General features: G+C 45.5%; 8 protein-coding genes. 3 read left to right on the top strand and 5 right to left on the bottom strand.

The features are described from left to right. A partial coding sequence (locus H0Z23_RS07295; RefSeq protein ID WP_296868676.1) for a cache domain-containing protein occupies positions 1 to 1,697 on the bottom strand: 1,697 nt, incomplete at its 3' end. Positions 1,698 to 1,824: 127 nt separating this feature from the next. Between H0Z23_RS07295 and otsB the strand changes: the two genes are divergently transcribed. Continuing rightward, complete coding sequence (gene otsB, locus H0Z23_RS07290) at positions 1,825 to 3,414, top strand: trehalose-phosphatase (RefSeq protein WP_296868674.1); 1,590 nt, start codon at positions 1,825 to 1,827, stop codon at positions 3,412 to 3,414. Beyond that, positions 3,411 to 5,822, top strand: coding sequence for a glycosyl hydrolase family 65 protein (locus H0Z23_RS07285; RefSeq protein WP_296868672.1), 2,412 nt, complete (start codon positions 3,411 to 3,413; stop codon positions 5,820 to 5,822). Before otsB ends, H0Z23_RS07285 begins: the two co-directional genes overlap by 4 nt. 67 nt (positions 5,823 to 5,889) lie before the next feature. Here H0Z23_RS07285 and H0Z23_RS07280 read toward each other — a convergent pair whose 3' ends face one another. Both H0Z23_RS07280 and nhaC read right to left on the bottom strand, forming a co-directional pair. Further along, positions 5,890 to 7,041, bottom strand: coding sequence for a saccharopine dehydrogenase C-terminal domain-containing protein (locus tag H0Z23_RS07280; protein WP_296868670.1), 1,152 nt, complete (start codon positions 7,039 to 7,041; stop codon positions 5,890 to 5,892). Positions 7,042 to 7,184: 143 nt separating this feature from the next. After that, positions 7,185 to 8,699, bottom strand: coding sequence for a Na+/H+ antiporter NhaC (gene nhaC, locus H0Z23_RS07275; RefSeq protein WP_296868668.1), 1,515 nt, complete (start codon positions 8,697 to 8,699; stop codon positions 7,185 to 7,187). Positions 8,700 to 9,022: 323 nt separating this feature from the next. Here nhaC and H0Z23_RS07270 point away from each other — a divergent pair, with 323 nt between their 5' ends. Further along, positions 9,023 to 10,960: an aldehyde ferredoxin oxidoreductase family protein gene (locus H0Z23_RS07270; RefSeq protein ID WP_296868666.1), complete on the top strand. Its 1,938-nt coding sequence runs from the start codon at positions 9,023 to 9,025 to the stop codon at positions 10,958 to 10,960. 34 nt (positions 10,961 to 10,994) lie between these two features. Here the strand turns inward: H0Z23_RS07270 and H0Z23_RS07265 are convergent, their stop codons facing one another. Both H0Z23_RS07265 and H0Z23_RS07260 read right to left on the bottom strand, forming a co-directional pair. Continuing rightward, positions 10,995 to 13,184 (bottom strand): heavy metal translocating P-type ATPase, encoded by a 2,190-nt coding sequence (locus H0Z23_RS07265; RefSeq protein ID WP_296868664.1) that lies wholly within the window; start codon positions 13,182 to 13,184, stop codon positions 10,995 to 10,997. Then, positions 13,181 to 13,585, bottom strand: a complete 405-nt coding sequence (locus tag H0Z23_RS07260) for a metalloregulator ArsR/SmtB family transcription factor (RefSeq protein WP_296868663.1) — start codon at positions 13,583 to 13,585, stop codon at positions 13,181 to 13,183. Before H0Z23_RS07260 ends, H0Z23_RS07265 begins: the two co-directional genes overlap by 4 nt. Between the last annotated feature and the right edge of the window lie 129 nt (positions 13,586 to 13,714).

The raw sequence follows: 13,714 nt of genomic DNA, 5'->3' as shown, positions 1-13,714 counted from the left end.
GCTATTCCAGCCAAACCGTAGCCTCTCTTCTCTATGTCCACTACAGCTCCCCCAATACCGTCATCTGCAAATTCAAGCCTTAACCTATCTTCATCTGCTGAAAGAGCGACTTTTACGTTGCGAGCCTCAGAGTGTTTAAGTACGTTGCTCGTCAGTTCCTGGATAATTTTCTCAAGTTCGAAACGCACCCCTTTATAAAGCTCCCTCTGTAAGTGCCCCAATTCTGAATGCCACTCAAGCTCTATGCCTTTTAACTCCAGCCTGCTTTTTACATTAGCATACAAAATCTGACAAAAATCTATCATTTGCCTGCTCTTAAGGGGAGATCCCTTGAGGATCTCCTGAAGGTCCGAAATGGCAAGCCTTGTGTTGGTCTCAATCCTTTGAAGCATGTCCTTCAGTATTTTCTTGTCTTTATCCATAACCTTTTGTGCCACGGCATTGGATATATTTATATTGGTCAACCTAGCACCCAGAGAATCGTGCAAGTAGCCATAGATCCTTTCCTTCTCTTCTATCAGCCTTAATCTGAGGTTCTCCTTTTGGAGCTCTATTATTTTTTGGGTCCTCTCTTTGACCTTGTCTTCCAGCTCTTTCTGGTAATCCCTGACGGTCTCTATTAGCCTGTTAAACTCCCGGGCCAAAATCCCAAATTCGTCTTTCCTATCTTCAGGCATCCTTATAATAGCATCACCTTTCCCCGCAGCCTCTATAACCTCTATAGCTCCTCTTAGGGGATGAATTATCATGCTGTTACTCATGACAAATAGAGCAAACCCTAAAAAGATAGTGAGAAGCACCTCAAGCACAATTATCCCCTTGATGTCCCTTATGGCAGGTAAAATGACCTCTTCGTACGGCAAGGCCACCACGATTTTCCATCCTGTGATTTTATCTTCCGAGGTACTGATTAAATATCTCTTACCCAACCTATCGGGCTTTATGATGTAACTATCTGGATAGTTGGACAGCTTCGCTGGGTCAAAAAGGTCAAATTTCTTTAATTTATGCCCTGCTTCAGCACTTCCATCCTCAAGCTGGCTAGCGATCACCAGGTTGTCCCTGTTTAAAATAACCACTTTGCCATTTTTGCCTATCCTGAAGCTTTTTACCATTTTCTGTAGATCCTCTAGAAGAATATCTAATCCTAAAACTCCAACGAAATTTCCAACATCATCGTAAACAGGCAGCACCGCAGTAATACCTAAAGCTGGAAAGCTCGCATAAAGATACGGATCCGATATGGAAAAACTACCTTTCAAAAGCGCCCTTTTAAACCAAGGCCTTTCCCTTGGATCATAAGAGAGTTCAAAAATAGGGCTATTATTTACAAAACCTGGCCCTATGCCCCATTCGTACATTTTCCCATCCTTCGTCCCAAGGTAAATTGCCCTGAGATAATCTTTTCTAGCCTCCACTTCGGCCAAAATAATTGCCCTCATATCATCGGTATTGATGTTTTTAAAAGCTGGATATTTGACCAAAGCCCTAGCTAACCTCTCTAGTTCAAGAAAGAACATGTCAATGCTGCTTTCAGTCTGCCTCATGGCTGCATTGGAAAGCTCCTTTGCGTTTCTCAGGGCGGCATCTTTCAACGAGCTATAGGTGAATGCCAAAAGCATTGCAAGGAACAATGCGACTATCAATACTAAGGAAAAAATGAATTTAGATCTTATACTCCTAAAAAAACCTACCATTTTCTCTCCTCTCAAAGACAAAGTATCTTTACATAATATTACAAAAAAGAGATTCGGCGGGAACAATTTTGCGTATTTTATCCAAATACCTTATTATGATGATGTAAGGAAAGTGTGGTGATACTAAGTGCTCACACATAAAGAAAGTAACCTCGATATAAGCAGAAATCTATTTGATGCTGCTTTATTCGACTTGGACGGGGTAATCACTAAAACCGCCACGCTGCACGCCCTTTCGTGGAAGAGCCTTTTCGATGAATACTTACAAAAGACCGGTAAAAGCGATACACCTTTCGATATATCTACTGACTACCCCCTTTTTGTGGACGGAAAACCTCGCTACGAAGGAGTTAAAAGTTTTCTGGAATCCAGAGGAATAATCTTGCCTTACGGCTCCCCTTCAGATCCTCCAGGTAAAGAAACCATCTGTGGGCTTGGCAATCGAAAAAACCTGATTTTTCAGGAACTGCTAAAACGAGAGGGTGTAACTGTTTATAGAGGTGCTTTGGCCCTAATTAAGCTCATGAAAGAGAAAAACTTCAAAATAGCCTTAGTAACCTCAAGCAAAAATGCATCTTTAGTGATAAAATCCGCCAAACTTGAGGGCCTTTTCGATATAAAAGCAGATGGCCTTGACCTGGAACACTTTAATCTAAAGGGGAAGCCTCATCCCGATCTATTTTTATATGCTGCTCAAAAGCTGGGTATTTCTCCTTCAAGGTCCATAGTGTTAGAAGATGCGGAATCTGGTGTCGAAGCAGGGAAAAGAGGAAACTTCGGCATGGTAATAGGTGTGGACCGAACAGGCCATGGTGAAGTTTTATTGGAAAAAGGCGCCCACGTAGTAACCTCAAACCTATCACAAGTTACAGTAGATGGGGAAAAACCTGACACAACTTTGCCTATAAATGAGCTCCCAGATGCCCGCGAAGTTCTTGAGCGGGTAAAGCTAGAGTTGATTTTAGGAAAGAAGCCCTTCGTGGCCTTGGACTATGATGGGACCTTAACACCCATTGTAGATAGGCCAGAATTAGCCACCCTTTCTAAAAAAACAAAGAAGACGTTACAAAGGCTTAAGAAAGTAGCGACAATAGCCATAATAAGTGGAAGAGATTTAAAAGACGTCAAGAATCTGGTTGGCATAGAAGGTTTAACTTACGCTGGAAGCCACGGCTTCGATATAGAAAGCCCAATAGAGCTCAAAAAAGCCTTTAGGGAAGGAGAGGCTTTCCTTTCAGATCTAGATAAAGTAGAAAGCATACTAAGAGCAAAAATCCAAAACATCGAAGGTGCACTAATTGAGCGTAAAAAATATTCTATTGCAGTCCATTTCCGGCTGGTCAATCCAGAAAGGGTAACGGAAATAGAAAAAGCAGTGGATCGTGTGATATCCTCATTCCCCTCTCTGAAGAAGGGATATGGCAAAAAAGTATTCGAGATAAGGCCCGCCATAGACTGGGATAAAGGGAAAGCCCTTGAATGGCTCATAGATGCCTTAGGGTTTCCCAAATATGCCACTCTACCCTTTTATATAGGAGACGACGTAACAGATGAAGATGGATTTAGGGCCCTTATAGAATGGGGGATTGGAATAGTAGTTGCCAAGGGTAAACTCCAGGAAAGAAGTGCCGCTTCCTTTAGCTTGCCAGATACTGACAGCGTACAGCAGTATCTTGAAAACCTGGCTGATCTTTTCTCAAAGGGGGTGAGACGATGAGCTCATGGAGTTTCATTTATGACGGCTTCGAGCCTGAAAAAGAGGGGCTCAGGGAGGCTTTATGCACCTTGGGCAATGGTTATTTCGCCACCAGAGGGGCTGCCGCTGAAAGCGACGCAGACGGCGTACATTATCCAGGCACCTACCTTGCTGGAGGTTACAACCGGCTCAAGACAGAAATAGCTGGTAGGGTCGTGGAAAACGAAGACCTAGTAAATATTCCCAACTGGCTACCCCTGAAATTTAAATTGGAAGGTTCCGACTGGTTTAACCTTTCAAAAGTTAAAATACTTTATTATCGCCAAAAGCTGGACATGTATCAGGGAGTCTTGCATCGCTGCATCAGATTTGAGGACGAAAAAGGAAGAATATGCGTCCTAAGAAATCGCAGGATTGTCAGCATGTCTGACCCCCATCTTGCAGTACAGGAAACCACGTTATTGGCTGAAAATTTCTCAGGAAAAGTTGAAATCCTATCAGCTCTGGACGGGAAGGTCACAAATTCCGGCGTAAAACGCTACCTCCAACTAAATAACCAACACCTTGTAGGATTACTGGAAAAAGAGCTAGGGTACGATTCCATGCTACTTAAAGTACAGACAAGCCAATCGGAAATTCGAATAGCCCAGGGAGCCAGGACTAAAGTTTTTGTTGAAAGCGAAGAGATTTTCCCTGAAAGAAAACTCCTAAAGGAAAGAGGTTACATAGGGCAAAAATTTGAGGTAAACCTAAATAAAGGCCAACTATTACGGCTGGAAAAAACTGTATCATTATTTACATCCAGAGACAGTGCCATATCTGAATGCTCTCTTCAGGCAGAAGAAGCCCTGTACAAGGCTGGTTCTTTTCAAGAGATCCTGGAACCTCACGCTAAGGCATGGAAGCACCTGTGGCAGCAGTTCGACATAGACTTATTCCCTAAAGATCCAAACCAAGGAGACAGAATGGCCAGGGTTTTAAGGCTATATACGTTCCATTTGCTTCAGACAACCTCACCACACACCATGGATCTTGACGTTGGCGTGCCAAGCCGGGGTTGGCATGGGGAAGCATATAGGGGGCACATTTTTTGGGACGAAATTTATATATTCCCAACTCTCAACTTAAGAATGCCGGAAATAACCAGGTCTCTTCTCATGTACCGTTTTAGAAGGCTTGGTGCGGCAAGAAAGGCAGCCAAAGAGGCAGGGCTTAAAGGGGCCATGTATCCCTGGCAAAGTGGAAGTAGCGGAAGGGAGGAAACCCAAAGGCTTCACCTGAACCCTAAATCTGGAAGGTGGCTGCCGGACAATTCCTATTTACAAAGGCATGTAAACTCTGCTATAGCTTATAACATATGGCAGTACTTCCAAATAACAAAAGACCTAGAATTTTTGGGCTCTTACGGAGCTGAGATGTTTTTTGAAATAGCAAGATTCTGGGCTAGCATGGCATCATGGAACGAAAAAACCAAAAGGTACGAAATTAATGGAGTGATGGGGCCAGACGAATATCATGATGCCTACCCATGGTCAGAAAAGCCAGGCTTAAACAATAACGCCTACACCAACGTAATGGCGTCGTGGATATGGAGCCGTGCTTTGGAGATGATCTCCATACTCCCCCAGCCAATCTTCAGAAGGCTGAAAGAGAAGATAAAGCTCTCCGATGAAGAAATAAAAATGTGGAGTAGCTTAGCCAAGAAGATGACCATAATCTTCCACGACGACGGGATCATAAGCCAGTTCGAAGGATATGATAAACTTGCGGAATTTGATTGGGACGGATATCGCGAAAAATACGGAGACATCCAAAGGCTGGACCGAATACTTGAAGCTGAAGGAGACTCGACCAACCGATATAAAGTCTCAAAACAAGCAGACGTTTTAATGCTCTTTTACCTCTTTAGCCAGGAAGAGCTGGAGGGAATTTTCCAAAACCTGGGATATCCCTTTGATGAAAGGATGAAATCTCGCAACACAAATTACTACATGCAGCGCACATCCCACGGATCCACCCTAAGCAGAGTTGTTCACTCCTGGGTGCTAGTGAGCTCGCAAAACCACCAATCCTGGCAGTTGTTTTCAGAAGCCCTAGAAAGTGATGTAGCGGACATCCAGGGAGGCACTACCCCAGAAGGAATCCACCTTGGAGCCATGGCAGGTACGGTAGACATACTGCAGCGAGCTTACACAGGGCTTGAGGCAAGGGGCAATATGTTAAGATTCAACCCCATACTTCCAGAAGAGCTAGACAGACTTCATTTCCACATGAGATATAGAGGGCACGAACTTAGCATAACAATTACGCCATCCCAGCTGACGATAAAGGACCTTCCTACCATCGCAGGCTCCATAGATGTATGCATTAAAGGGAAAACGAAAACCCTCCCAGCCGGTGGCAACAAAACCATAACTTTCAGTTTATAAAAAGGGAGGAGAAGGGTTAAGCCCTTCTCCTCCCTAAAGTAAACGTGATAGGCCTCATATTTTTATGTTAGTGAACGTCTTTAACTATCTTCACGGATTCGGTGTATTTTATGCGACGTTTCCTCTGCTCCTCCAAGACAAACTTGTACAGATTGTCATCATGGGCAAGTTTCTCCGCCGGAAGGACTCCCTTTTCCTTTATCAGGCCGCCAGCTACTGCGCGAGCAAATATAGCGCATGTAGATCCAGTGCATCTGCTCATGGAGGTGTTCCAGGTCTCTTCGTCAAAATAATCTAACAGATACCAGCTATATGTAACCTCATCGCAACCCTTGTAGCCATGCACCTCAACGAGCATGACCGTGAGGTCCCTGTCTCCCTTTTCGGGCTCCATCTTCCATAGAGGGAACAAAAGATCTGCGGTAACTTCGAGAGGTATAACCTCCTTGCCACCAAGGACTTTGGGTGTCTCATCAAACATGCCCATAGTTCTCAAAAGCCTCATCTGCTCCACGTGTCCCGGCCAACGGAGGGTCATCTCTCCCAAGTTTTTAGCCTTGATGTTCTTGGCTAGGCTTCTTAAACCATCAGTATAAAAGGCCTCCAGGGTTCCTACTCCAGGAAATTCCCGCTGGTGAAGGCCCGATGTGGCCTCCACAACCATTTTTTTACCATCCTTAACTATAGTGACGGGCCTAGTGAACTCCTCAATACAATCTTTCGGAGACCAGGTCACCTGATAATTAAAGGGCGGAACTTCTTTAGTGGGAATGCCTCCCACGAAAATATGGGCGTCTTCCACTTCATCTAGCAATGCGGCACCTCTACCCATAAGGAAATTAGACATACCAGGGGCAACTCCGATATCGGGAATAACTGTTACGCCTTTCTCTTTCGCAAAATCGTTCAATTCCTCAAAATCCTCTGGCATGAAAGAAATATCCACAAGGTTCTTGCCCAAGCCTATTACTGTTTTCATCATCTCGAACCCAAATCTTCCAGGGACTCCTGCTGTCACTATATCCGCATCCTCTAGAATTGGCGCAAGAGCCTTCTCATCTGTTGCAGATGCTACAGCAGTCTTAATTGACGGATATTTTTCCCTGATCTCCTGCAAGGTCTTTTCGTTAAGATCCACAACAGTCACATCAAAATCCTTAGCAAGGTCTGCCGCAATAAGTTGCCCAACTAATCCTGCTCCTAACTGCACCGCTTTCATAAATACAACTCCTCCCTTCTTGTTGTTACAACACAATAACTGTTTATGCTATTTTTTTGTATTCATATATACATTTATAGATTATATACAATAAACAACCATAAAAAAAGGGGGTCTCCCCCCTTTTTAAAAAATTTTTGTTTTTAGCCTGGATATTCTCTTGCCACTACATCCTCGCCTTTAGATGTTCTCCAGTAAATACCTATCTTCATGTAAGAGATAAGTATGGAAACTAACGGGTTCAAATAGTTGAGGAAGGCATAGGGCAAATACGAAAGGGTCGGCACACCTAGAGCGCTTGACTGGAAAGCTCCGCAGGTGTTCCATGGGATGAGCGGAGAAGTCAAGGTACCTGCGTCCTCTAGAGCTCTGGACAACATTCTTGGGGCAAGATTCACTTTTTCAAAGGCAACTTTAAACATTCTTCCTGGAATGACGATTGACAAGTACTGGTCACCAAGGAAGAGGTTTGAGATAAAGCAGGACGCAATAACGGTAGCCATTATTCCTCCGACGCTCTTCACCATCTTCATTATTGATCCCACTATCACTTCCAAAAAGCCACATGCTTCCATAACTCCGCCGAAGAAAAGGGCACACATAACCAAAGAAATAGACCACATCATAGAATCCAGCCCACCCCTAGTGAGCAAGTCCGTAAGAGTCTGACCTACCTCTTGAGCCATTTCTGGAGCAACATTTACAAGTCCTGTCTGGGATATTAGCTGCATCAGGGCATCCCCTTGTGCGGAGGCAAACTGGCTGGAAATTCCAGCCTCATAGCCGTAATGCATGGCATTTATTATGTCGCCGAGGCCGTCTCCCTGAGCAAAAGCCATCAAGGCTGCCGCAACGACACCTGAAAATAGTCCTGGAATGGCCGGCGTCTTTATAGCCGCTAACACTATAACCAGAAGCGGGGGAATAAAACCTAAAAATCCTATATTAAACTCGGCATTCATTATCTGCTGCATGGCATCAATTTTAGCTGCGTCTAAAGTGCCCCCACCATATTTCATACCGAAAGCTATACAAATAAGGGCAACCAATATGTATGTAGGTCCAGTAGACCAAACCATCGCCCTTATGTGATCAAACAGGTTTGAACCAGCCACTGCAGGCGCCAGGTTGGTGGTATCAGAAAGTGGGGACATTTTATCGCCAAAATAAGCTCCTGATATTACGACTCCCGCAGCTACCGGCGCTGGCACACCAAGGCCATGGGCTATACCCATCATGGCCACACCTATAGTTCCCGCTGTAGTCCATGAGGATCCTGTAGCCAAAGAAACTATAGAACATATAAGGAGGGTTGCCAGCAAGAATATGGACGGTGAAAGTATAGAAAGGCCGTAGTAAATCAACGAAGGTACAACACCGCTCTTAAGCCATATACCAATTACCATGCCTATTATCATCAATATCACTATGGCCTGTAGGGCAACGGCAATAGCGTTAAGGGCTCCTTGTTCTATTTCCGACCAAGGCTTTTTAAGTATCACTACCCCAACGGTGGCCGCTATAACCGCACAAATGACTATTGGTATGTGAGCATCTACACCAAGTTTCAAAACTCCCATGCTTATAATAAAAGCACATAGAGCAAATAAAGCTATAGATAACCCTAAACTTGGTTGCCGCATTTGACTCTCCTTCATACTTAAATCCTCCCCTTTCTCCTTTTCTAAGTCTCTCCCTCTTCTTTCTAAACCTTCATACAGTGCCCCTTATCACCCCCAAGATTATTACAGGTTATATATACAATATTTATAGCATACAATGCTACAAAATACAGCATATTCAAAAAAGTGTTTTTATTCACTAAATTATATGGTTTACATTTTACCTATACTGCAACAACCGCAAAAACCAAAGGGAAAATAATTATTGCGGACATTCCAATAGAAGGTTAGAATTACCTTACCTGCACAAAGTAAAACAAATAAGGCACCTAGATAAAAAAAGTAAGGAGGCAAACCCCATGAACGGGTGGAGTGGCAAGTCAATTTGGGTCGATTTGACCAACAAAGAAATAAAAGTCAACGATATAGACAAGAAAGTATTAACTACCTTTATAGGCGGTAGGGGACTAAATGATTGGGTCCTTTACAATCACATCAAGCCTGGCATTGATCCGCTAAGCCCGGAAAACCTCTTATGTTTTGCAGTAGGGCCTCTCACAGGGACTAGCCTTTCTTCTACCAGTAGAATCCACGTAAGCACTTTATCTCCGCTCACGGGAATTCTCGGAGATGGCAACGGTGGAGGAAGCTTCGCCATTGCCCTGAAAAGAGCCGGTTTCGACCAGATAGTTTTCTCCGGCGCTTCTGACTCTCCTGTGGCCCTAATAATAGATGGAAACCAAATTTCTCTCATAGAGGCACAGGACCTAAAAGAAACATCAACATGGGAAAAAACCGATGCCTTAAAAGATAGATTCGGGAAAGATTTTTCTGTCGCCGCCATAGGCCAGGCAGGAGAGAACATGGTACGCTTCGCTTCTGTAATCTTCGACAAACATAACTCTGCTGCTCGAGGTAGCGGTGCTGTTATGGGGGCCAAGCAGCTGATGGCTATAGCTGTAAGAGGAAAAACGAAAACCTCAATAGCTGACCCTTTAACTTTCGAGGAACTGGCCAAATTGGACAGGGATTACTTGATGAATGACTCCTTCCAAAAAGATATAGTAGCAAAAATAGGCACCCACGTGGGCATGATCCGTTGGTACCCAGGCTACCGCAACAACGAAAAATATCTGGCCCCAGAAGAAGCGCCAGAAGAACTCCTGCCGGAGTCACTCAAGAAGTATGAAGTAGCTCGTACTGCCTGTGCAAGCTGTGTAGTGCCCTGCAAGGACGTCTTCCAAATACCAGAAGGTCCCTACAAGGGGGAAATAGGCAAAGCTATGGAACACGAGTGTATTCATTGCCTTGGAACCAATTCAGGCATCACCGATCCGGTGGCAATCATGACTATGGAAAACCTGGCTGACAAATATGGCATGTGCGTCATAGGGCTTGGAAATGCCATCGCTTTCGTTAAGGACTTGTACAACCGAGGCATTATAGGGAAAAAAGAGACAGAAGGATTAGACCTTTCTTGGGAGAACCTAGAGGCCCAGATAGAACTTATACACCAAATAGCCTTAAGGCAGGGTTTCGGCAACCTTGTGGCAGAAGGGCTTTATAATATTGCAAAGATAATTGGTCCAGAATCCATGCCATTCTGCTACCATGTAAAAGGCTTGAGCAGGGGGCACTTCCCGGCTGGAATTTTTTCCCTGGCCCACGCAACTTCCACTAGGGGAGCTGACCACTTGCGGGGCCGCAGCTGGGCCTTCGGTGAAAATGACCCCGATCTATGGCCAGACCTTATAAAAAATGGCCACATACCCGAAGAGGACCCGGTCAAAACCCTATTCATAGCAGAAAGGGCAGTGACCCTGACCGACATGATCGGAAGGTGTAAAGGCGCCGTTAACAACTGGGCCAGCGCCGTCCCCTTGGTTTTTAAATATCCCCTCTTAGACGGCCTCGCCCGCCTGATGTCTGCGGTGACCGGAGAGACCTACAGCGAAAAAGACCTTGAAGAGGCGTCAGACAGGGTGTACTTGCTTGAAATGGCATTCAACGCCAGGCAGGGAATACGCCGCAAAGACGATAGGTTCCCTGTAAAATGGGACATGATTGGAACAAAAGAGGCACAAGAGGAAGAAGCAAAACATGAAAAGATGCTTGAAGCTTATTATCAATTAAGAGGCTGTGACCTAGAAACCGGCCTACCTACAAAAGAGGCCATGGAAAAGTTAGGGCTTAGCCAGGAAGCAGAAAAACTTTACGGCTCAGACACCTTGGAAAATTGGGATGGCCCAACCCTTTGGCCTCTAGACAAATATCCTTCGGGGAATAGGAGAGCTTAACAAAAAAGCCCCCTGCTTCTGCAGGGGGCTTTTTTTAACATCCTGTGCGTTTAAATTTCATGCTCCTGAGGGAATTTGCGAGGGCAAGTAATGCAACTCCCACGTCGGCGAAGACCGCCTCCCACATGGTCGCTACCCCCATAGCCCCAAGGGCAAGGAAAAAAACCTTAACAGTAAGCACCAATGCAATATTCTGCAGGGTTATCTTTCGGGTCCTTCGGGCTATGCATATAGCTTCCGGTATCTTCTCGAGGGAATCGCCCATTATCACCACGTCTGCGACCTCTATTGCAGCATCGCTGCCTATACCCCCCAAGGCAACTCCCACATCGGCCCTGGTTATAACAGGAGAGTCATTGATGCCATCCCCAACAAAAAGCAGCTTGTCCTTTGCACCTGCCCTTTCCATCTCCTCTTCCACTGCCTCAACCTTTCCCTCAGGAAGCAGGGCACCCTTGAAATCAGAAATGCCCACTTTACCAGCAGCAGCTTCAGTTGATTTTTGATTATCCCCGGAAAGCACGATCAGCCGCTTTATTCCCAGGTCTTTTAGTTTCGAGACTGTTTTTTGGGCCTCCTGCCTCAAGGCATCTCCCAGAGTGATGCTTCCTGCATGCTTGCCTTCAAAAGCCACGTTTACCACGGTAGCGCCCTCTGCGCTTTCCCTTACTTCTATCCCGTTCTCTATCAAAAATTCCTTGGTTCCAACGATTACCTCTTTGCCCTTCCAAATCGCTTTTACACCTTTGCCGGGATACACCTGATGATGCTCTATGTCTTCGTCTTTGACCTTGAGCTTTCGATTCTCTGCCTCTTCCAATATAGCTCTTGCTATGGGGTGACTAGAGTGAAGTTCTGCAGCAGAAACCATCTTGAAGACCTCTGATTCATCAAAGCCATTAAAGGGTTCAACTGAGAGAACTTTGAAGATTCCTTCCGTCAAGGTCCCAGTCTTATCAAATACCACCGTCTTTACATCGTTAAGGGCATCCATGACAACTGAACCCTTTATTAACACACCCCTCGCTGAAGCAAGACCTATCCCGCCGAAATAACTCAATGGGATACTTATTACGAGGGCACATGGGCAAGATATGACAAGGAGCACAAGGGCCCTGTAAAGCCAGTCTGAGAAGACTTCACCTTCCATAATCAAGGGGGGGACAAAAGCGACAGCAACCGCGAGCAGTACAACCACTGGAGTGTAGTATTTTGCAAAGGTTGTTATGAATTTCTCCACTTTCGCTTTTCTAGCAGAAGCCCTTTCCACAAGCTCCATCATCTTGTATATGGAAGACTCCTTAAAGGGCCTGCTCACCCTTATCCTGAGCAGCCCCTCTTTGTTTATGAAGCCACCCTTTACCTCAGATTCGGGAGAAACACCCAAAGGAAGGGATTCGCCCGTAAGAGGAGACGTGTCTACGGATGAAATGCCCTCCACCACTACGCCGTCCAAGGGAATCTTCTCCCCCGGTTTTACTACCACTATGGATCCTGGGCTTACCTTCACTGGATCCATCTCAACCAGCTGCCCGCCCACGCTGACCAGAGCCGTCTTGGGGCGGGAAGCCAAAAGCGACTCTATGGACCTCCGGGACCTGTCTATTGCTTTATCCTGAAGGGCCTCCCCTATTCGGAAAAAGAGCATGACGCCCACGGCCTCAGGAAGAGCCCCTATGAAGAAGGCCCCGATCGTGGCGATAGCCATGAGAAAGTATTCGTCAAACACCATACCCCTTGTCAAATTTTTTATTGCCCTTGTTAAGATGCTGCTGCCTGCGGCCAAATAGCCCAATAAAGCTAGGGCATAGTTCCAAGGGTAATGAATGAATGGTCTCTCCTGGTCCACGAACAGCAAAACAAGGGACAAGGCCGAAAACACCATTACAGCCATTTCTTTAGTAACTTTAGACGAGTCTTGGCTTAAATCAGTGCCGCCAGAGGGACAACAACCGTCCCCTGATTCTTGCAGCGGCTCTTTAGCTTCTTTCGGCACCACTTCGACGTGAGGCTCAAAACTTTTTACCACATTGGTAACGGTTTCACGTTCATTGGCCAACCTGCTTTTTATGTAAAGGGTACCTTTTGACAGATCCAAATCCACTTCGTCTATCCCTTCGGTCTTCTTCAGTGCTTGCTCGATCTTTGCTGCGCAGCCCGCACAAGCAAGGCCCTTCAAGAGATACTTTTGTTCTGAGATGTCCGCCACCTGCCGCTCTATCATTCAGGTTCACCCTCCAATCTTTTGCCTTCTGCTACATGCTCCACTGCCATATCCAACGCTGCTTCTATGTGCTCGTCATCCAACGAGTAGTAAACCACCTTGCCATTCCTTTTGCTTTTCACTATTCTTCCGTCTCTAAGCTTTCGAAGCTGCTGAGAAACAGCAGGCTGGCTCATGCCCACGACGGCACAAAGGTCACACACGCAAAGGGGGCCACTCCTGAGAGCCCACAGTATCTTTAACCTCGTGCTGTCCGAAAAGAGCTTGTAAAAATCGCTAATCTCTTGGAAAACTTCATCGATAAGCATGGAGGACTTTGCCCTTTCGGCTTTGTCCTTGTGAACATAGAAGACATCGCAAGCAAGGTCTTCACTTTGTGGGGTTCGCTTTACAGAGGCCATGCAACCACTCCCAAACATAATCATATTCTTATATGATTATATGATAAATTTTATATAAGTCAATAAAAAAGGGGCGGTCTCCCGGACCGCCCCCTTATAAGGGAAAGTGAGTGCGGATTAAGCAATAGG

It is taken from the genome of Thermovirga sp., assembly GCF_017656375.1.
Taxonomy (GTDB): domain Bacteria; phylum Synergistota; class Synergistia; order Synergistales; family Thermovirgaceae; genus Thermovirga.
The sequence above is the reverse complement of the archived record's forward strand: the minus strand, read 5'-3'. Positions and strand labels throughout refer to the sequence as shown.

Coding starts and splice junctions, on each gene's coding strand:
- H0Z23_RS07285 (WP_296868672.1), top strand. CDS start 3,411: ATGAGCTCATGGAGTTTCATTTATGACGGCTTCGAGCCTGAAAAAGAG.
- H0Z23_RS07280 (WP_296868670.1), bottom strand. CDS start 7,041: ATGAAAGCGGTGCAGTTAGGAGCAGGATTAGTTGGGCAACTTATTGCG.
- nhaC (WP_296868668.1), bottom strand. CDS start 8,699: ATGAAGGAGAGTCAAATGCGGCAACCAAGTTTAGGGTTATCTATAGCT.
- H0Z23_RS07270 (WP_296868666.1), top strand. CDS start 9,023: ATGAACGGGTGGAGTGGCAAGTCAATTTGGGTCGATTTGACCAACAAA.
- H0Z23_RS07265 (WP_296868664.1), bottom strand. CDS start 13,184: ATGATAGAGCGGCAGGTGGCGGACATCTCAGAACAAAAGTATCTCTTG.
- H0Z23_RS07260 (WP_296868663.1), bottom strand. CDS start 13,585: ATGGCCTCTGTAAAGCGAACCCCACAAAGTGAAGACCTTGCTTGCGAT.